The organism is Psychrobacter sp. Ps6 (assembly GCF_022129235.1).
Lineage (GTDB): Bacteria > Pseudomonadota > Gammaproteobacteria > Pseudomonadales > Moraxellaceae > Psychrobacter.
The window spans coordinates 352,274-372,723 of sequence record NZ_JADQAI010000003.1 but is presented as its reverse complement, the minus strand read 5'-3'; the positions used below and the strand labels follow the sequence as shown (position 1 = coordinate 372,723).

Annotated in this window: 16 protein-coding genes; 8 read left to right on the top strand and 8 right to left on the bottom strand. The window is 41.3% G+C overall.

The window, feature by feature from the left end; translation table 11 throughout:
* Positions 1–191: 191 nt before the first annotated feature.
* Positions 192–1,172: a protease SohB gene (gene sohB, locus I3255_RS05805; protein WP_238037754.1), complete on the bottom strand. Its 981-nt coding sequence runs from the start codon at positions 1,170–1,172 to the stop codon at positions 192–194.
* Positions 1,173–1,531: 359 nt separating this feature from the next.
* On the opposite strand from sohB, the gene aspS reads away from it, so the two are divergent.
* The 4 genes from aspS (at position 1,532) to I3255_RS05785 (ending at position 6,294) form a co-directional block, all read left to right on the top strand.
* Complete coding sequence (gene aspS, locus I3255_RS05800; RefSeq protein ID WP_238037752.1) at positions 1,532–3,358, top strand: aspartate--tRNA ligase; 1,827 nt, start codon at positions 1,532–1,534, stop codon at positions 3,356–3,358.
* Between the two features lie 67 nt (positions 3,359–3,425).
* Entirely contained in the window at positions 3,426–4,406 is a 981-nt protein-coding gene (locus tag I3255_RS05795; protein ID WP_238037749.1) for a lysophospholipid acyltransferase family protein, read from the top strand.
* A 130-nt stretch (positions 4,407–4,536) separates the two neighbouring features.
* On the top strand, positions 4,537–5,331 hold the full coding sequence (locus I3255_RS05790; protein WP_238037746.1) for a glycosyltransferase: 795 nt from the start codon (positions 4,537–4,539) through the stop codon (positions 5,329–5,331).
* 105 nt (positions 5,332–5,436) lie between these two features.
* Positions 5,437–6,294: a hypothetical protein gene (locus tag I3255_RS05785; RefSeq protein ID WP_238037744.1), complete on the top strand. Its 858-nt coding sequence runs from the start codon at positions 5,437–5,439 to the stop codon at positions 6,292–6,294.
* Here I3255_RS05785 and I3255_RS05780 read toward each other — a convergent pair.
* On the bottom strand, positions 6,291–7,418 hold the full coding sequence (locus tag I3255_RS05780; protein WP_238037741.1) for a glycosyltransferase: 1,128 nt from the start codon (positions 7,416–7,418) through the stop codon (positions 6,291–6,293). The genes I3255_RS05785 and I3255_RS05780 overlap by 4 nt on opposite strands.
* Before the next feature lie 308 nt (positions 7,419–7,726).
* Here I3255_RS05780 and I3255_RS05775 point away from each other — a divergent pair, with 308 nt between their 5' ends.
* The 4 genes from I3255_RS05775 (at position 7,727) to I3255_RS05760 (ending at position 11,851) form a co-directional block, all read left to right on the top strand.
* Positions 7,727–8,737: a stealth family protein gene (locus I3255_RS05775; protein ID WP_238037738.1), complete on the top strand. Its 1,011-nt coding sequence runs from the start codon at positions 7,727–7,729 to the stop codon at positions 8,735–8,737.
* Between the two features lie 83 nt (positions 8,738–8,820).
* On the top strand, positions 8,821–9,987 hold the full coding sequence (locus tag I3255_RS05770) for a nucleotide sugar dehydrogenase (RefSeq protein ID WP_238037736.1): 1,167 nt from the start codon (positions 8,821–8,823) through the stop codon (positions 9,985–9,987).
* Positions 9,987–11,000, top strand: a complete 1,014-nt coding sequence (locus I3255_RS05765) for an NAD-dependent epimerase (protein ID WP_238037733.1) — start codon at positions 9,987–9,989, stop codon at positions 10,998–11,000. The genes I3255_RS05770 and I3255_RS05765 overlap by 1 nt, the downstream gene beginning before the upstream one ends.
* An 83-nt stretch (positions 11,001–11,083) precedes the next feature.
* Positions 11,084–11,851, top strand: coding sequence for a hypothetical protein (locus tag I3255_RS05760; protein WP_238037731.1), 768 nt, complete (start codon positions 11,084–11,086; stop codon positions 11,849–11,851).
* 70 nt (positions 11,852–11,921) lie between these two features.
* Here I3255_RS05760 and I3255_RS05755 read toward each other — a convergent pair whose 3' ends face one another.
* The 6 genes from I3255_RS05755 to glnE form a co-directional block, all read right to left on the bottom strand.
* Positions 11,922–13,031, bottom strand: coding sequence for a glycosyltransferase (locus I3255_RS05755; protein WP_238037729.1), 1,110 nt, complete (start codon positions 13,029–13,031; stop codon positions 11,922–11,924).
* Between the two features lie 65 nt (positions 13,032–13,096).
* Positions 13,097–14,176 (bottom strand): glycosyltransferase, encoded by a 1,080-nt coding sequence (locus I3255_RS05750; protein WP_238037727.1) that lies wholly within the window; start codon positions 14,174–14,176, stop codon positions 13,097–13,099.
* 65 nt (positions 14,177–14,241) lie between these two features.
* Positions 14,242–15,108, bottom strand: a complete 867-nt coding sequence (locus I3255_RS05745; protein WP_102092852.1) for a glycosyltransferase — start codon at positions 15,106–15,108, stop codon at positions 14,242–14,244.
* A gap of 73 nt (positions 15,109–15,181) precedes the next feature.
* Positions 15,182–16,018, bottom strand: a complete 837-nt coding sequence (locus I3255_RS05740) for a glycosyl transferase (protein WP_102092851.1) — start codon at positions 16,016–16,018, stop codon at positions 15,182–15,184.
* A 106-nt stretch (positions 16,019–16,124) separates the two neighbouring features.
* On the bottom strand, positions 16,125–17,054 hold the full coding sequence (locus I3255_RS05735; RefSeq protein ID WP_102092191.1) for a branched-chain amino acid transaminase: 930 nt from the start codon (positions 17,052–17,054) through the stop codon (positions 16,125–16,127).
* Positions 17,055–17,364: 310 nt separating this feature from the next.
* Positions 17,365–20,229 carry a bifunctional [glutamate--ammonia ligase]-adenylyl-L-tyrosine phosphorylase/[glutamate--ammonia-ligase] adenylyltransferase gene (glnE, locus tag I3255_RS05730; RefSeq protein ID WP_238037725.1) on the bottom strand — a complete coding sequence of 955 codons (2,865 nt, stop codon included), beginning with the start codon at positions 20,227–20,229 and terminating at the stop codon, positions 17,365–17,367.
* Positions 20,230–20,450 lie beyond the last annotated feature (221 nt).

Below are 20,450 nucleotides of genomic sequence, written 5' to 3'. Positions count from 1 at the left end.
TCTTTAATGCGAGCCTTAGTGTACGGACGTATACTGTTTTCTGTATCCACCATTTATAACACAGCAATTATGATTAAACAGCAAAAAGGCGCGACCCGTTAGGACACGCCTTTTACAAAATACAAACAGTGTATTGCTAAACATATGACCGCTAAAATACTAGCTATCAGACATCATAATGATATCTAAGACTATTTTAGAACATTCAAGCGGCTGTTTAGCTCAAAACGTGCGAGCGCATCTGGCAGTTTATCCACTGCCATACTGAGCGTCGCTTCTGCTGCTTGCGCAAGGCCCAGCTTCTCTGCCAGCGTCGGCTTCTGACGTGAATGTAGTGCATATACTTCGCTGTTTTCCATACGCTCTAGAATGTAGCTGTCAGAGGTTTGCAAGCTGTCAATCAGGTTAAGTTTCAAAGCATCTTCGCCATACCAGTGCTCACCTGTGGCTACTTTGGCAACATCCAATGTTGGACGATAAGTATTGACAAAGTGTTTAAATAGCTCGTGCGTCTGCTCTAGCTCTTCTTGGTATTTGGCACGATCTTCTGCATCGTTTTCACCAAATACAGTCACTGTGCGCTTATAGTCGCCAGCGGTAAACATCTCATAATCGACGTCATGGTTTTTGAGCCATTTATGAAAGTTTGGCAATTGTGACACCACGCCGATTGAGCCAATAATCGCAAATGGCGCTGCCACGACATTGTCTGCCACACAGGCCATCATGTAGCCACCGCTCGCCGCCACTTTATCGACGCAGACCGTTAGCTTTAGGCCAGCATCCTTTAAGCGAACCAATTGCGCCGCGGCCAATCCATAACCATGTACCAAACCGCCGCCTGACTCAAGACGTATGATCACTTCATCGCCTTTATTGGCTGTACTGATCAGGGTGCTGATTTCTTCGCGTAGATGCTTAACGGCGGTTGCTTTGATATCACCTTCAAAATCCAGAACAAAAACTTGCGAGGCATTATCAGTATTTTTTTTCTGCTTTTTGCTTTTTGCTTTTAGCGCCTGCTTGGCTTTTTTTGCCATTGTTTTTTTGAATTCTTTAAGCGCAGCTTTGCCTTGGGTGGCTTCCATTAAGTCTTCGCGGCGCTGTTTTTGCGCTTCATTCAAATGTCTTACTTTTAGCTCAACAGGGTTTTTTGATGGATGAAATAGCATGGTTACAAATCCTCAAGTCAGTAGATGTATCAAGATGGCTGTTTTTATTCAGGTGCGGTTGATATGCGCACACTCGCTGGTATTTTCAAGCAAAATGACAATATTTAACCTAATCTAGGTATGGCTCACTTAATACAGCCGATACCAATGCATGGCTGCGCTTTGATTGAGCTCAGCCGGTTGTATAACAAAGGTAGATTAGGCATAATATGCGTTTATATCAAATTTTCTGCAGCCAACGTGATGACCATTTGTCTTAATCGCGTTGTTTGTGTGTTTTTTTTGCAAATCGCTTGAAACGCACAGCAATGGCTGCATTATTGTACTTCGAATTGGGCTGATAACTGGATAACTATATTATGACGCATAGCGAATACCGAGACGAATATTGCGGAGCTGTAACCGAGAGCTTGCTTGAGCAAACCATTAGTATCGTAGGCTGGGTACATCGTCGTCGCGATCACGGTGGCGTGATTTTCTTAGACATGCGTGACCGCGCTGGTATCTTGCAGGTGGTTGTCGATCCTGATACACCAGAAGCTTTTGCAACCGCTGATGCAGTACGTCCTGAATACGTGCTAAAGATCACTGGCCGCGTACGTCGCCGTTATGAAGGTACTGAAAATAACAATATGACCAGTGGCCAAATTGAGCTACTGGGCAAAGAGATTGAAGTACTGGCCAAATCTGAAACCCCGCCATTCCCATTGAATGACGAAAAAACGACCGTATCAGAAGACTTGCGTCTGAAATATCGCTACCTCGATATGCGCCGTCCACAAATGCAAGAGCGTATGGTGTTCCGTGCCAAAGCAACGTCAGCGATTCGTCGTTATTTAGACGATCATGGTTTCTTGGATGTTGAAACGCCTATTTTGACTCGTGCAACGCCTGAAGGTGCGCGTGATTATCTTGTACCATCACGTACACGTCCTGGTAACTTCTTTGCCCTGCCGCAGTCACCACAGTTATTTAAGCAATTATTGATGGTGTCAGGTTTTGACCGTTATTATCAAATCGCTAAATGCTTCCGTGATGAAGACTTACGTGCCGATCGTCAGCCTGAATTTACTCAGGTCGATATCGAGACGTCTTTCTTAAACGAAGAAGAGATCATGAATATCAATGAGGGTCTGATCAAGCATTTGTTCAAGACCATGATGGATGTTGAGTTCGAGCAATTCCCTCGCATGACTTATGCTGAAGCAATGCGCGACTATGCATCAGACAAGCCTGACTTACGTATTCCATTAAAACTGGTTGACGTTGCAGATTTGATGAAAGACGTTGATTTCAAAGTATTCGCTGGCCCTGCTAATGATCCTAAAGGTCGCGTTGCTGCCCTACGCATTCCTGGTGGCGCTTCATTAAGCCGTAAGCAAATCGATGCTTATACCAAGTTTGTTGGTATCTATGGCGCACGCGGTTTGGCTTACATCAAAGTCAATGATGCAAGCAGCATCAACAATGGTGTGGATCAAGAATCTGGCTTACAGTCTCCAATTATCAAAAATATGACTGATGATGTACTTGTGAGCTTGATCGAGCGTACTGCTGCAAAAGATGGCGATATTATCTTCTTTGGTGCAGATAAAGCCAGTGTCGTGAATGACGCAATTGGTGCATTACGCCAAAAAATTGGTTTAGATCTTGAAATGATAACTTGTGAGTGGGCGCCGCTTTGGGTGACTGACTTCCCAATGTTTGAAGAAACTGACAACGGTCAATGGACGTCGATGCATCATCCATTTACCAAGCCTAAAGGCTCAGTTGAGGAGCTGAAAAACAACCCAGAAGCGGCTTTATCTATCGCTTATGACATGGTGTTGAACGGCACTGAGATTGGTGGTGGTAGCTTACGTATCAATACCTATGATATGCAGCAAGCCGTACTTGAGGCATTAGGTATCGGCGAGCAAGAGGCAGAAGACAAGTTTGGTTTCTTACTTGATGCACTAAAATTTGGTGCACCGCCGCATGGTGGCTTGGCATTCGGTTTGGATCGCTTGATTATGCTTATGGTAGGCGCTGATTCTATCCGTGATGTGATCGCATTCCCAAAAACCAAAACTGCTGAGTGCCCATTAACCCAAGCACCTGCTGGAGTGGATAGCAAGCAGCTACGTGATCTTGGTATCCGTGTTCGTGAAAAAGCACAGGCTGATACCAACAAACCTGCTCAATAAAACATTTGATAATGTACTATTGCTGCCCACAGTGCTTGTTACGCGATTCATCGCCATGTGAGTGGTTATGAATCCGTATCATATTTTTAAATTCGTGCCATTGTCTGTACTACAGATGCTGGCACGTTTTGTCGCTTGGGTGATCGTCAAGATACCAAGTCTCAGCATCATGCGTACCATTCATATTAATATGGCGCTGATTACGGACAAATTGTCTGAGCCACAAAAACGAGCGCTGATCAAAGACATCATCTATCATCAATGTTTAACCAGTATTGAATCTATCAAAAGCTGGGCAATGCCACCTGAATGGAGTATTGCCCAAATCTGTGACGTCCATAATAAAGACATTCTACTAGAAGGTCTTGCCAATCCCAATGGCATGCTTGCTATCGTCCCTCATCTCGGCACATGGGAGATGATGAATGCGTGGCTCAATCAGTTTGGTTCGCCAACTATTATGTATAAGCCAGTAGACGGCAGATTCGCTAATGAGTTTATTCTTCAAGGGCGTGCGCGTCTTAATGCAACGTTGGTGCCTACCGATGGTAGCGGTGTTAAAGCCGTGTTTAAAACCCTTAAACAAGGGGGCTTTAGTATTGTATTACCAGACCACGTCCCAGATCCGTCAGGCGGCGTAGTCGTTCCCTTCTTTGGTATCAAAACATTAACCAGTACCCTTGCCTCAAAACTGGCGAGCAAAACCAAATGTGCCTTAGTTGGCTTGTCTTGTATTCGTCGTAATGATGGACGCGGTTTTGATATTTACTGCTATAAGCTCGACGATCCAGCGCTATATGATCGCAATACTGAAGTAGCGACTCACGCACTCAATAAAGCCATGGAGCATATGATTAAAGACAACTATAGTCACTATATGTGGGGCTATCGACGTTTTAAGCGTATACCAAATCTAGGCAATCCTTACCGAAAAGACAAAGCCACTTTAGCAGTCTTTATTCAGTCGCATCACGCTACTGGTAGTCGTTCTGGTAACGATGTAAATGGTTCTTTCACTGATGACACTAACATCGATAATCGCAAGTAATAACTGTACTATCGTTTACTGATTTAGACATATCATCAATCACAGTTATGCTAATATTGGCTAAGTTCTGTACCCTCTCATTTTTATTAGTCCTTCATTTACCTCACTATTATCTCACTACGAGTGCATTATGACATCTGACGTAACTAAAACCTTACCTATAGAACCAACACAAAACAATACTGCTGAACAGCGTTATATCATTTGTATGAAATGGGGTGATAAATACGGTCCTGAATACGTCAACCGTCTGTACAATATGGTGAGCCGTCACCTGACATTGGACTTCCAAATGGTTTGCTTAACTGATGACAGCACAGGTATTGATCCTGCGATTGCTTGTTATCCCATACCTGACATGGATTTACCAGCAGGTCCTGAACGTGGTTGGAAAAAGCTCACGACCTTTAAACCTGAGCTATATGATTTAAAAGGTGTGGCGCTATTTTTAGATATTGATATCGTCATTGTCGATAATATCGATGCGTTTTTCACTTACCAAGCAGAACATGAAGACAGCGTCGTCATCATCCGCGACTGGAAAAAACCTTGGCGCATGATTGGCAATAGCTCTGTCTATCGCTTTAATATTGGTATGAATACCTATCCTGATTTGCTGGCAAATTTTGAGCGGAACTTTGAAACCATTCGCACCCAAGTACGTCACGAGCAGGCTTACCTCTCTAATTACTTGCGTGAACATCACCACTTAGAATATTGGGATAAGACATGGTGTGTCAGCTTTAAGTACCAATGTATTGCGCCGATTCCTTTTAACTTTGTGCGCACACCTACTCTTCCAGATGAGGCAAAAATTGTAATTTTCCATGGTGAGATTAACCCGCCCGATGCGATTGCTGGTAGCGGCGGCAAATGGTATCGACATGTGAAACCAAGCCCATGGTTAAAGCAATACTGGCAGTAAATATATAGCCATGAGCCATGTCTATATAGTTTACCAATAGTCCAAACAATTTGACGGCAATGCATTAGGATACAAGTTATTTGAGGTCAACGACTGGAACATAGTATGGCGTTATATTTAAGGTTACCTGCTACCGCTGGGTTCAACATCGATAACGAGCTCATCGTTATTGACGCTTTTAATGCCAATGAAGCAGAGCAAAGTTTGCTTGGACAAGACGTCAATATTATTGCCTCAGGCCCATCTGTACAACAATTAGCGTTGTCAGAACTATTAGACACGCCCACTATTTTTGTTAATGGTAGTCTTAGCCTTACCGGACGGCATCAATTTACTCATGTCGTCGGCTATGTCATTAGTGATGCGCGCTTTGTCAATCATCAGCCTGAAATTTTACGTCAGTATTATACAGGTCAACCTTTATATGCCACGCTTGCCGTCTTTGAAGCGATGGCCACGACTCACCCTGATATCATGCGTACGTATCATCACGCCATGCGGGTATTATATCCAGTAGACAGACCATGGGGCGTCAAATCAAATAAGCTATCATTCAATAAGCTCATATTTAAGAAAAAACGCCTGAATAAGAAAATGCCTTTATCCTACTTTATCAATCATCCGAATTTTGTTATTGATAGCAGTCATAGCTCTACTGAGATCGGCGTCTCCCTCAATGTCACTCATGGATTTGTCGAGGCGGGTACGGTTGCTTACGTAGCCACACAGCTGGCTTTCTCACGCCATGCAGCGGCCATTCATCTATACGGAATTGACTTACTCAATAGCGATCAGCCGCGATTTTACGAAAATAACCACAACCGCGCGCCAAGCACGCTGAGCAAAGTCATGAACGAGCGCATTGTGCCTTCTTTCAATTTATTGAGTAGGAGCTACAAGGCACATGGTGTCGCTGTGATCAATCACTCCCCTGTCTCCAAATCTCTATTTGATGATCTTTAGTCATTCTTGACTGATGAATTCAACGCTACACTGAACTCTAAATATTGCTGCGCGATATTATTCGGCAATAGCTGCTGATTTAGCGGCACTATATAATCCGTCAGATTGTCTACTGCTTGATCGATGAGCATCGCCAATCCATCAATATCGCCGACAGGTATCAAGTTTTTGACAGGTAGCAACTCTCTTGGACCAAATGGACAATCGGTACTGATCACTGGTACGCCAAGTGCTTGCGCCTCTACGATGACATAGCCAAAACCCTCAAACTTAGAGGTGAGCACCATCAGTGCCGCTGAGGCAATGATGGGATAAGGATTACTCTGAAAGCCCAAAAACCTAACACAGTCACTAATGTTAAGTCGAAACGCCAGCGCTTCAATCTCTGCTTCAAGCTTGCCTTTACCGACCAATACTAATGGCAGCTTCCGCTCTGTTTTTGCATAGGCTTGTAGCAAGTCTCGATGACCTTTCATGGTATCGAATGAGGCCACATGAATAATATACTGTTTATCTGCTAAGCCAAACTGTTCGATATGTGGTTTTTGTGACGCTTTGCTTTGAATCCAAGCGACATCGCAAGGATTATAAATGGTTGCGGTTTTGGTGATATCTCCTAAAAGTGAGATTAAGTCTTTGCGTGCACCCTCGCTTACACAGGTACAGGGATGAGCACTATAGACCGTTTTCAAATGATTGATAGTCTGTAGTGGTGTATCGGATAATTGCTGCTGAAACTGCTTAGATAGCGCTGTATGCAGCACATTCACGATGTTGGGTAATTGGCTATACACCATAATCCAATTCACTTTATAAATATTAGCCAATATCAGATCTGGCGTCCCTATTTGGCTGAGCACATACTCATCAATACGCTTAGCGACTGCCTCGTAAGCCTGTGCCTGTTTAGAGTTTGGCTCAAGATTTTGCTCAGAAAACACCTCATCGTATGGCACTATATGATAGTGAATATCAGCATCTAGTGGCATATCCTGTGTTTCTTCCAAACATAAAATATGGACGCTATGACCCATTTTCACATAGGCACTTGCTAACGTTGTGACCATACGCTCAGCACCTCGGCCTTCAAGTGCTTTTAAAATAAATAAAATCATAGGTGGCATTAGTGCCTCAGCTTAATTGTATATATAGGTATAAGGGGTTAGCCAGATAAGGGCACCAAAGGTCTTAATTATTGCAGCGTTCTGACTTTATGTGCTAGTCTCATCTACTTTCATGGCCCAGCCTTTACTTGCTGAAGTATAAACCGGATTGGTTTGTCTACCCATAGTAAAATCGCGATCAAACTTTATTTTATAAATCAGTTAGATCTTGCTAATAACGATGCCAGTAAATATCATAGCTGAACTAATGTCACCATTGAAACTATCAATCTATCAATAGAATACGTTCACAAAAAATAGGATCAGTCATGCAGCAACCTGACGAGAAAACATTAGACGTGGTCATCGCTTGGGTGGATGGCGCAGATCCTATACTCAAACAAAAAAGAGAAAACTATAAGTCAGGCAAAGCAGTGGCGTCAGATGCAGTAACTGCCACACGTTTCGCAAGTGATGATGAGATATACTATAATATTGCCTCTATCATCAAATACATGCCTTTTTGCCGTCACATTTATGTTGTGACCGACCAACAATGGCCAGCATTCATTGATGAATTTGCCAAGCAAAATATCTGTGCAGCAGATAAAATACGTATTGTCGATCACAAGGAAATATTTTCGGGTTATGAAGAGTTTTTACCGACCTTCAACACTCGATCAATTGAGACGATGATTTGGAATATTCAAGGATTGTCTGACTATTTTATCTATATGAACGATGATTTCTTTTTTAATCAACCAGTGACGATAGATGACTTTTTAGACAGTGAGAAGCTAATTGTTCACGGTGAATGGCGTAAAAGTGCTGCTTTGAATGCCAAGCTCAATTTTCGAAAATCACGCTTTAAATTGTTTGGCACACCGATTCAGCCAAGGCATACTATTGCCCAAATGTTAAGTGCTAAAATACTGGGCATGAATCAGTTTTTTGAAATTCATCACTACCCTCATATTGTCGATAAAAATATCTTAAAGACCCATTTATTGAATCATCCGCAATTATTGACCGAGCAGATAAAATACAGATTCAGAGATGTCGCCCAAGTTAACCCTATAACACTAATGAATCATCTAAAAATTCAAAAAGGCGAAGCAAATTTAAAATCTAATATCTCTATCAACTATCTAAAAAATGAGAATAGCGTAGAGGACTTTATCATTGCTTTAGAAGATAGAACTATTAAATATGGTTGTATTCAAAGTTTGGATCTTTTGAAACCAGATTTGTATAAAAAAATCAGCCAAGCCATGAGGCACAAATTCTTGGATTATCTGCCTAACTCCGTGTTAGATACCACAAATACTGAGCCTAAATGAATTCAAACTACGCTTGAACTATAATGATGATTACTCACTATTGATTTAAACCAATAAAAGCTTAAAAATTACTTGGATATATTATGAAAATAGCAGTAGTAGGTACAGGCTACGTAGGCTTATCGAATGCAATGCTGTTAGCACAGCATAACGAAGTCGTTGCTGTCGATGTCATCGCTGAAAAAATAGCCTTGTTAAATGCCAAGCAGTCTCCTATCGAAGATACAGATATCGAAGATTTTTTATTGCATAAAGAGCTCAATTTTTCTGCAACGCTGGATGCTAAAGAAGCTTATAAAGATGCAGATTTCATCATCGTTGCCACGCCGACTGATTATGATACCAAGACCAATTATTTCAATACCTCCACAGTAGAAGCCGTCATTGAGCAAGTGCTGTTAGTGAATCAACAAGCAACCATTATTATTAAATCTACAGTGCCAGTAGGTTACACAACCAGTATCAAAGAACGTTATGCGACTGATCGCATTATTTTTTCGCCTGAGTTTTTGCGAGAAGGTAAGGCACTACATGACAACCTTTATCCTTCACGTATTATTGTAGGCGCACAGACTGAGCAGGCTCGAATATTTGCCAACCTATTACTTGAGGGTGCCGTCAAAAAAGATGCACCGCTATTATTTGTAGAGTCTACTGAAGCTGAAGCGATCAAATTATTTTCTAATACTTATTTAGCGATGCGCGTGGCTTATTTTAATGAGCTTGATACTTATGCGCAAACTTTTGGACTTGAGACCAAACAAATCATCGAAGGTATTGGCTTAGACCCTCGTATTGGCAATCATTATAATAACCCTTCCTTTGGCTATGGCGGCTACTGTCTGCCCAAAGATACTAAACAGTTATTAGCAAATTACGATGAAGTGCCAAGCAACCTAATAAAAGCCATTGTCGATTCTAATAGAACCCGCAAAGACTTTATTGCAGATAAAATCATCGAAAGACAGCCAAAAATCGTGGGAATACATCGCCTAGTGATGAAAAGTGGGTCAGATAACTTTAGAGCATCTGCTATACAAGGCATCATGAAACGTATCAAGGCAAAAGGTATCGAGGTCGTTGTCTACGAGCCTGTGCTAAAAGAAGACAACTTCTTTAATTCGCGTGTGATTCAAGATTTAGACACCTTTAAATCAGTGAGTGACGTCATTGTCGCAAACCGCCTATCTGACGATATAAAAGATGTCGCAGACAAAGTATTCACTCGCGATCTGTTTGGGAGCGACTAATGAAAATACTGGTCACTGGTGCGGCAGGTTTTATTGGTTTTCATTTAATCAAGGCGATACTAGAAACAGATCTATCTGCTAGGGATTACTGTATCGTTGGTATCGACAATATCAACGACTATTATGATACAGATCTAAAAGAAGCGCGTTTGAGAATATTAGGTGAGATATCAGATCCAGAAATTTTTACATTTATTAAGTTAGACCTTGCTGATCGAGAGGCCATGTCTGAGCTTTTTGCAACCTATCAATTTGATACGGTTGTTAATTTAGGTGCCCAAGCAGGTGTGCGCTACTCTATCGAAAACCCAAATGCCTATATCGACTCAAATGTGGTTGGCTTTGTTAATATTCTAGAAGGCTGTCGTCACCACGATATCAAACACTTAATCTACGCGAGCTCTAGCTCTGTTTATGGTATGAATATAAAGCAGCCATTTACCACTACTGATTGTGTTGATTTTCCTATCAGCCTATATGCCGCCACCAAAAAATCCAACGAGCTTATGGCACATAGCTATAGCCATTTATATAATATCCCTACAACAGGGTTAAGGTTCTTCACCGTTTACGGTCCTTACGGTCGACCTGATATGGCATATTTTTCGTTCACAAAGAAAATTCTAGCTGGTGAGCCAATTAATGTATTTAATAATGGTGATATGCAGCGTGACTTTACCTACATTGATGATATTGTCAACGGCATTATTCGTATAATTAATAAGGCCCCTTCTCCCCAGCATTCTACTATTACAACAGCGACTGCTCCCTACAAGATTTACAACATTGGTAATAATCAGCCAGTCACTTTGCGCCGTTTTGTTACTGCCATTGAAGACGCTTGTGGCAAAAAAGCGCAAGAAAATTTATTGCCTATGCAAGCAGGTGATGTACCGATTACTTACGCAGACATAGATGAGTTAGTAGAAGATATTGGCTTTAAGCCTGAAACTAGTATAGAAGAGGGTATCAAACAATTTGTCGATTGGTATAAACAGTATTATTCAGTCTAAACAAACAACAATGATCTCTAAGACTTATATTATAGAGATTAAGGCGCTAATATCTTTATATATTTTTAGAGGATTTTGATAACATGGCTACACCTTCAAGTTGGCAGAGAAAATTGCTATTGATCTTTCGAAGCGAAAAAAGATTGAATGCGGGTAAGATTATCAAAACCTATAATGATAGAAGCTTTGATGAGATGAAAGCAACAACCATTACTGAATCAATGTGTGATATTGAAGCGTTAACCAATGAGCGTAAAAGCACAGACTTAGAAAACCATTTGAATAATTTGAAATATAAATCGCTTGGTGAGTCTGAACTCTGTTTTTATCACAACACGCTTATTATACTAATGCGTCGTAAGTACAAAATAGATAAAACATTCGCTGAATTTGAAAGACTATGGGAAGCAGAAAGCGACTATTTATTGACACATCTGTCGTTGCGCTGGATTGTCTCTGCTTGCGATACGTTTATTGATCATTCGGACAATACTCATAGAGCAGCTATCTTGATGAATGTGGTCACTTTAATGAATACTTTACGTACTTATGAGACCAAAAACTTTCTGCAGTTATCCACTAATGCTGAATCTATGCCATTGCTAACTGAAAAAACCGATATGCTTTATGCCGGTGATTTGCCTCTGTACGATGGTCTTACTTATTTTCGTATCGGCACCGATGATAGCTTGAGAAATATGCGAAAACGCTATAATAAATTTCAGAAAGTTGATAAATTGGCCACGACCATGTTACTGGCAGTGTTTGAAAAACTGCAGAATAATGACAGTGCTTTTGCTACTTTACGGCAGTTGCACAGAGATGATTGGTCTAAATGGTGGTTGGATTAGTCTATCTCTCTTATATATTACTACACGACTACGACCTACACCTTTTATCAAGGCTGCAACCGAGTAATGTCTAACCATTAGTTCTCATAAAATCTATATATTGTTGAGCAATATTAATTGGTAATAACTCCATGTCAAACGAGGACTGATATGTACCAGCATTCTCCATTGCTTCATCCATCTTTTTAGCTAATGTATCCACATCTCCTACAGGGACGAGGTTGTGTGGTGGTAGCAACTCACTTGGACCCGATGGGCAGTCTGTACTGATAACAGGTGTCCCTAAAGCCAGTGATTCAGCAATAACCCGTCCAAATCCCTCAAATACTGATGACAAAACCATAAACTGTGCTTTTTGGATATAAGGATATGGATTTTTTTGAAAACCTAAAAAATGTACACGGTTCTCCAAACCTAAAGAAGTAACCAGCTCTTTCATTGACTCTAGCAATACACCTTCACCCAATAATAGAAGTGGCAATGTTTTCCGAGTCTTTGCATAACTTCTAATCAACACTTCATGAGCTTTTTGAGTCTTAAAACTACCAACGTGAATAATGTAACTGTCAAACTCTAGCTCAAACTCTGACGCCGATTGCACAATCTGTCTTTGGTCAATCGGGTTGTATATTGTCGTTGTATTCGTCACACCCAATGTAGCTTGAAAGTCTTTTTCGACTCCTTTACTAATACATATACAAGGATGCCGAGAATATATATTGCTTAATCTTTTATCATTTGCTTTTTTGCCTTGGCTTCTAAACAATTCAATTTTTTTAGAAATAGTATTTCTAATTACGTGTGCGATATTGGGCAGACTACTATGGCGCAAGACCATATCGGCTTTATCTAAATTCGCTAGCGTCAATATTGGAGTACCAATCTCTTTGCGCACGTATCTGTCTAATACTTTTGCAAAATACCAGTACCTAAGACGTTTCGTAGGTATAGAGTTATAATCATTTAGGTCCAGTTGATGATAAGAAATATAATTACTGAGCTCATAAGCTACTCTAGATTTAAAGCGTAAAATATGGACGTCATAACCTAACTCATGAAAACCTTGTCCCAGCGTCAAGACCGAACGTTCTGCACCGCCACCTTGCAAGCAGTTAATAACCAATAGCACTTTTTCTTTACTATTCGAATGTTCTTTTTTTTCTGTATTATTATCAATCATTTATTAAGTATTCTTAAAAATAAATATTTAGACTTAGAGATGTATCGGCCCAACTATTTTACCAGCTATAGATTTTGGGTAAATTCTACGTATTTTTCTGCTATTTTGGCTGGTAGCAGCGCTTCATCGAATGGCGCATGAAACGTTTGCGGATTACTAATCGCTTGCTGCATTTTTTCGGCAATGGCATCAATATCACCCATCGGCATCAAATTATGTTCTGGTAGTAATTCACTTGGGCCTGACGGACAGTTAGTACTGATAACAGGAGTACCTAGCACGAGAGCTTCGGCAATGACCAGAGCAAACCCTTCCCAGTCAGACGTCAATATCTTAAACTGCGCATTTTTGATGTAAGGAAAGGGATTATCACGAAATCCTAAAAATATTACCTTGTCTTCTAGGCTTAACTCTGTTACCAGTCGCTCTGTTTCACTTTTATGCTTCCCTTGACCCAAAAGTAGTAAAGGCATAGATTGATCTGTTTTTGCATAAGCATTTACCAATACATCATGACGCTTGGCATCTTTAAAACTCCCGACATGAATAATATAGTTCTGGTAGTCAGGGACAAAAGCATCGGCTTGCTGTTGAATACTGTTTTTATCAATTGGATTGTGAATGGCGGTGGTTGGCGTAATATGACCAAAGCTTTTGATAAAGTCTTTTTGAGCGCCTTCACTAACGCACACACAAGGGTGCTTGGCATATATATCTATCATTCTTTGCTTTAACTGCTCAGCGTCGTGATTTTTATTAAACTTATAGAGTAGTGATACTGTGTTATGAATAATATAAGTGATATTAGGCAGTTTACTATTACTTAGAATACTATCGGCACGATCTAGGTTGGACAGTATGATGTCAGGCTGACCGATATTTTTCGACACGTATTTATCAACAGCCCGTGCAAAAATCTGGTCACGTCTTTGGGCCCCTGGTATAAGTTTATACGGCTTAAACTTAAGTACATGGTAGTTAAGATTCGGACTTAAGTCATACTGTACTAACGGCTTAAATCTTAGAATATGTACTTCATAGCCCAATTCATAAAACCCTTGCCCCAATGTTAATACGACACGTTCCGCACCGCCGCCTTGTAGACAATTAATAACGAGTAACACTGTTTTTTTATGCTGCTTCATACACGATAACCTATGGAGTAAGTTTTCACCTTCTTAAAAAGGCTTATCATTGCTTCATTAAAAAACTAGCGTTTAAATAGCTTCGAAAAAAATGATTTAGAAGCGTGTGGACGAGTCACCTTATTACCAGTATAACCTTCTTGAGATTTTTTAGGAAAATGACCGAAAGGTTCTACCCTATAACTGTCTAAATCGTATCCAGCAGCAAGTGCTTCGTTATAATATTCATCAAAAACCTCAGATAAATCCTGCCTTGGGTGCGACATTATTTCACCGTCAAACCAATGCTCAATACCTTCTTCACTGACTCTAGGTAATGAATATTTATGACTGAACTGTGTACCCATATCTGAATAATGCAAAATCCTAATATCTTCTAATGCTAAGTTTTCGCCATCTATACAGTTGTAACTATCCTGATAAGGCTCAATGAGCTGATTATTATGTTTGAATACAGCCATCATTTCTTTATGGCTTTTGGGATCTTTCTTGAGTTTTTTAATTGGTAGGACAATGTTTTTCGCCGCCTTGCAATCCCATACGCATGTACACAACCGAGTCATATCCGCATTAGTCTTAGCAGCTACAACAGACTGTCCTTCAATAGGATGGTGCCACAGCTTTGCCAAATCATCTAAAATAATGACATCAGCGTCCATGTAGATGGCACGACCAGAGTATTGACAGTACTCTGGAATTGCCCAGCGAAAGCCTGAAAAAGGCGTTGACCATTTAGTGGTATTCCAACCCTCTCCAGTCTCAGGATTAGAATACCAATAGCTATTAGGATCGCGTGACAGCTGCATCCATACTATCTCAACGGGTACACTGGTATGTTTATGAATACTATAATCTAATACCATCATCTGCTCTAGATCACAGTTATTTGGGTCACAACCAACAAAGACTTTAATAGTATCTTCTGTATTCATAATTTTATCCGTTCACTGACTAATATTTATCTGTGCTAATGCAATGCGATAATACTCAAATATATAATGGGACCTATTCTTTCCAGTACTTTTCGATCCACCCTACTGGCAAGATAAAATGACGCAAGTGACGTAACGGTCTTTTTAGATTTTTGGGCTCAGTTAATCTTTTTAAGTGATCTTTGGCATTGTTAGCAGCATTTTTATTATATCTACCTTCGATCGCATGTGTAGGATATAAGTCGCCAGGGAAAATAACAATTCGAGCACCTTTAGGAATCTTTGGCTCTTTGATGTAGTTAAGTGGGAACGGTTGACGACATTTGCGTCTAAAGTGCGCGACCCATGCCTTTGGAAACAGCTTGACACCGCCTGGCGCATTACGAGTGACGAAGCGCTGCTCAAAACGATACTCATCAGCGATACCTTGTGGATCAGCTTTGAATTTTTCTTGCAATGAGACAAGCGACCCTATCTTGAATCTAAAGCAAGACGTTTGCCCTAGGCGCTCTAATGGGTTACTCGGGTTATAAGACAAAATAACATCGTCTGGTTCGCCGTATTCAAAGAAAGGATCGAGGCTATCTACTATAATCACATCCAAATCTACAAATAATACTGTCCCAGTCAAATCACCTAACTTCTCCCCCCACAAACGTGATTTTGGCCACTTGCCAAGTGTATTAGTTGGCATGGTGACATCTAATGGTGGCAATTCTTGACATTCGATTTCTGGACGTACATCGGTGGTATCATCGGTAAAACAGACGAAACGAAACGGTGGCGTAATATTGCGAGATACCATGCCATACAATTTATTGGCGTAATCAGCCCCGTACTTTGTACCCCATTTAATACAAATAATTTGTTTGATATTTTTATTATCTGCTGTACTAGAATCTATTGGCATGGACTGCTCACTTTAATCTTAAGAATAAATATGATGGCTATATTAGCATAAAAAAAAGACTGAACAATTATGTTCAGCCTTTTTGGTCTTTAAACTAACGACTTTATTAGTCAATAAAGCTTAACCAATCCATATATTGCTCGTTACGACCATGAACCACATCAAAGTATAAAGTCTGCAGTTTCTCAGTCAATGGTCCTCGGCCGCCATTCCCGATAGTACGATCATCATATTCACGAATAGGCGTCACTTCAGCAGCAGTACCTGTCATAAAGATCTCGTCTGCTAAGTAGAACTCATCACGAGTGATACGACGTTCAACGACTTTGATATCTAGATCAGCCGCGAACTGAAGGATAGTACGACGAGTGATACCATCAAGTGCACCGCCCGCTAAATCTGGCGTATGTAGCACGCCATCTTTTACCAAGAATAAGTTCTCGCCAGCACCTTGACACACATACCCTTGCGGATCCATCAAGATAGCTTCGTCATAACCATTACGAGTGACTTCTTGGTTGGCCATGATAGACACAGGATAGTTACTTGAAGCTTTTGCCTTACACATAGTGACGTTTGGCATATGATGCGTGAATGAAGAGGTTTTTACACGGATACCATTTTTGATGCCTTCCTCACCAAGATATGCACCCCAGTGCCATGCAGCAACCATAGCATTGATGCTATTGTCACGCGAAGATAAGCCAAGCTTTTCTGCACCTACCCAAATAAGCGGACGAATATAGGCTTCTGCCAAGTTATTTTGCTTGACCACATCTTTATGTGCTTGCTCTAGCGTGGCCGCATCAAACGGCACGTCCATTTGAAAGATTTTTGCCGAACCAAGTAGACGTTCAGTGTGTTCCTTTAGGCGAAAAATAGCCGTGCGATTATCAGCGGTTTGGTAAGCACGCACGCCTTCAAACACAGCCATGCCATAATGCAAGCTATGGGTAAGCACATGAACTTTAGCATCTGGCTGTTCAATCATCGTGCCATTCATCCAAAGCTTACCATCTTGTGTTGCCATATTCATTTTATAATCCTTATGCTAGCACTGACGTCTAACTTTTCTTAGGTAGGTTTTATTTAACAGTAGTGATCAACATCGTATGATAACACCGCAGTGCCCATTTTTATTGCTTAAAGCACAGTTTCATTATGACGAACAGCTGACAGTATTAAGATGATGTGTGATCGATTATATCACTGGCCGTATTGGCAAATGAAATCTTTTGGTTTGAGACCCTATAGTTTTTAATTACGCTTTTTAATTATCATAAAACCTTACAGTTTAAGCGTCTCTTTGGTTATCAGCAAGGCCTTAATAAAAACAAATCTCATAATTATTCTTCGTTAGATTCTACGCCCATTAGATGCTGCCACTGCGCTTGTACCAGTGCGCGCGTCTCCTGCCAGAGTGACTCATCGACCAATAATGACTGCTCTGATAGTGCCAGTTGATGAGTGGCAGCACGTATTCTCAGATAGGCATCGGTCAATTCCTGACAGACTTGCTCTTGCCATATGCCAAGCAAAGCAACTTCTTCAAAAATACGGACATTATCGCTCCATTTGGTCAAGCTTGGATACTCATGTGAATAGGCCAATACCGCAAACTGCGCTAAGAATTCAATGTCTACAATACCGCCTGCATCTTGTTTGAGTTGAAACTTGCCCGATTGCTGTTGCCACTGGCTGGTGCCTAAGTGCTTTTGCATTTTGATACGCATGCTGGTGACCTCAGAACGTACTTGCTCCAATGTCCGCGGCAGCGCCAACACATTTCGGCGAATGTCACAAAAGCGTGCAGTCACTCGTCTGTCACCACAAATCGCCCGAGCACGAACTAATGCCTGATGCTCCCATGACCACGCTTTGTCCATTTGATAGGTTTCAAAGGCATGACAAGATACCACCATCATGCCAGCGTTGCCCGACGGACGCAGACGCATATCAATCTCGTATGCCCTACCATCTCGTGTTTGGGTATTGAGATAATTCATTAGCTTTTGTACAAGACGCGCAGCAAATTTCATTCCACTCACCGATTTCTCACCAGTGGTCATGCCCTGCTCTTTTATCTTATGCAAGAATACCAAATCCAAGTCGGAAGAATACGAGAGCTCTAATCCACCAAGCTTGCCATAACCGATAATCGCAAAGCCACATTCCGCTTCAGTCACTGGATCACCATCTTGACCAATCGGATAGCCATAGCGGTTGACGATCTCTGCAAAAGCACGCTCTAGTGCGGCTTCTAGTACCACTTCAGCAATATAAGTCAATGAGTCCGATACTTTCATGATCGGGCGCTCAGCCAACACATCACTGGCAGCCACAGCCAATACTTGGTTTTTCTTGAACAGTCGTAATACGCTTAGCAGCTCTTCTTCGTCATTAGGTTCGACCCGCAATAACTGTTGGCGCAGGATATCACGCAGCTCAGGCTTATCTGGCAGGTGGCGATAGTGTTGCTGTAAAAAGGTGTCTAATAATACAGGGTATTGTGCCAACTCTTTTGCAATCCACGGACTGGCTGATAGCATCGGAATCAGCTCAATCGTTGCATTGGGGTTTTCTGCAATCATGACCAAGTAAATTGAGCGTCGGCAAATGGCTTCGAGCAATGCAATCAAGCGTGGTAAAGCAGCATTGGCAAGTTTTTGCTGCTCTTGATGAGCCAATAGCGCGTGGACAATAACAGGATACGCGTCATCTAAGCGCTCTCGGGCCTCCTCGCTGAGGTTAGCGACCATCTTTGATTGCCAAAAATTCTGTAATAACTCGCGATTTTCTTCTGTTAGTACCTCGTTTAGACGCGCAATTTGCGCTTCTAAATGCTCAGGCTCTAGATCGGTATCATCATTGTCAGGTACTTGACGCTCTGTCACCATACGTTCAAATGGCACATTAACATTGTCTCGATGAGCATTTAATTGGGTCAGTAATGCCTGCCAATCATTAAACCCAAGCGTCACTGCGAGATTATGCTGCCAATGATCATCATGCGGCAGTCTTTGGGTTTGCTGATCGTTAATGGCTTGAATCGCATGCTCAAGCCGACGCAAAAACCGATACGCGGCTTGTAGATTATCGTAGGTAATCTGCTCTAGATATCCAAGCTCACGTAACACTTGCATCGCCTCCAAACAAGGCTTTACTTGTAGCTGAGGATGCCGACCACCGTAAATCAGCTGAAACGCTTGTACAATAAACTCAATATCTCTGATACCGCCCACGCCAAGCTTAATATTGTCTAGATCTTCACGCTGTGCAACTTGATTTTGAATGAGAGACTTCATCTCCCTCAGTGCTGAGAACGCACTGTAATCCACATAATAACGAAAGACAAATGGTTTGATTAGCGCCTGAATCGCATCATAAAATGGCTGATCTATTTGCCCAACGACCCGTGCTTTTAACCAAGCAAAACGTTCCCATGCACGCCCATGCATCGTAAAGTATTTTTGTAATGCGGACAGATGAATGGCCAAATCACTGCCATCACCCCATGGACGCAAGCGCATATCAACCCGAAAGACAAAACCATCAGCTGTTTTATTATCAAGCAGCTTAATAATCCCTTGACCAAGACGAGTCATAAAACGTTTATTGTCTATGCTACGCGTGCCTTTCGCTTTGTCACCATTGGTTTCGCCGCGCGCTTGATGTACAAATATTAGGTCAATATCACTCGATAAATTGAGTTCTTGAGCACCAAGCTTACCCATGGCCATGATAGCCATATCATCGATCTGCACGTTGCCTTGTTCATTGATAAAGGTTGGCTCACCGTATTTAGCAATCAAATGCTGATAGGTATAGTCCTTGGCAAAGGAAATACAACCATCTGCAAACTCTGATAACTCATCAGTCAATTGCTCAAGACTAATCATCTGCAAGGCATCTTGCCAAATCCAGCGCATCATTAACAGCTTACGCAAATTACGTAAGCCACTCATGACTTTCGTTTCATCAGCGAGTTGATAGTTTTCATCTAGCGTATAATCTTGTATCAGATCATCGATTTGCTGACGAGTCAATGTGCTGTTCAGTGGGTAGCTACGCAAAAATGTTTGGCAGGAAACCGTTCGGCTCTCCCAAATTTGATAAGCAAACTCACTGGCTGTTTGCAGTACTTGCAGTTGCTCTGCTGTCGGCTGATAATCTGTACCACTGTTCATACGTGAGGGCATAGCAGGTAACATAGTGACAAAAACTCCTTACATAGAATGGTAAGACTACGTGAACCCAACTCATAAGTTTATTATTTTTTCTTACGAGACAGTCACAGCATCAGATGAACATACTCAATATATCATTACAAAACATAAAGCCCTGTTTAGTAACAGTGACTCTATTTGCTTTGAGCCGCTTTATGGTAGCATAAACGTCTTTAATCGAAATGCTTTGAGACAGCTTCATTGCA

What these genes read in the sequence shown, in the direction of transcription:
- sohB (WP_238037754.1), bottom strand. Translation starts at nt 1,172, where the DNA reads ATGCTATTTCATCCATCAAAAAACCCTGTTGAGCTAAAAGTAAGACAT.
- aspS (WP_238037752.1), top strand. Translation starts at nt 1,532, where the DNA reads ATGACGCATAGCGAATACCGAGACGAATATTGCGGAGCTGTAACCGAG.
- I3255_RS05795 (WP_238037749.1), top strand. Translation starts at nt 3,426, where the DNA reads ATGAATCCGTATCATATTTTTAAATTCGTGCCATTGTCTGTACTACAG.
- I3255_RS05790 (WP_238037746.1), top strand. Translation starts at nt 4,537, where the DNA reads ATGACATCTGACGTAACTAAAACCTTACCTATAGAACCAACACAAAAC.
- I3255_RS05785 (WP_238037744.1), top strand. Translation starts at nt 5,437, where the DNA reads ATGGCGTTATATTTAAGGTTACCTGCTACCGCTGGGTTCAACATCGAT.
- I3255_RS05780 (WP_238037741.1), bottom strand. Translation starts at nt 7,418, where the DNA reads ATGCCACCTATGATTTTATTTATTTTAAAAGCACTTGAAGGCCGAGGT.
- I3255_RS05775 (WP_238037738.1), top strand. Translation starts at nt 7,727, where the DNA reads ATGCAGCAACCTGACGAGAAAACATTAGACGTGGTCATCGCTTGGGTG.
- I3255_RS05770 (WP_238037736.1), top strand. Translation starts at nt 8,821, where the DNA reads ATGAAAATAGCAGTAGTAGGTACAGGCTACGTAGGCTTATCGAATGCA.
- I3255_RS05765 (WP_238037733.1), top strand. Translation starts at nt 9,987, where the DNA reads ATGAAAATACTGGTCACTGGTGCGGCAGGTTTTATTGGTTTTCATTTA.
- I3255_RS05760 (WP_238037731.1), top strand. Translation starts at nt 11,084, where the DNA reads ATGGCTACACCTTCAAGTTGGCAGAGAAAATTGCTATTGATCTTTCGA.
- I3255_RS05755 (WP_238037729.1), bottom strand. Translation starts at nt 13,031, where the DNA reads ATGATTGATAATAATACAGAAAAAAAAGAACATTCGAATAGTAAAGAA.
- I3255_RS05750 (WP_238037727.1), bottom strand. Translation starts at nt 14,176, where the DNA reads ATGAAGCAGCATAAAAAAACAGTGTTACTCGTTATTAATTGTCTACAA.
- I3255_RS05745 (WP_102092852.1), bottom strand. Translation starts at nt 15,108, where the DNA reads ATGAATACAGAAGATACTATTAAAGTCTTTGTTGGTTGTGACCCAAAT.
- I3255_RS05740 (WP_102092851.1), bottom strand. Translation starts at nt 16,018, where the DNA reads ATGCCAATAGATTCTAGTACAGCAGATAATAAAAATATCAAACAAATT.
- I3255_RS05735 (WP_102092191.1), bottom strand. Translation starts at nt 17,054, where the DNA reads ATGAATATGGCAACACAAGATGGTAAGCTTTGGATGAATGGCACGATG.
- glnE (WP_238037725.1), bottom strand. Translation starts at nt 20,229, where the DNA reads ATGTTACCTGCTATGCCCTCACGTATGAACAGTGGTACAGATTATCAG.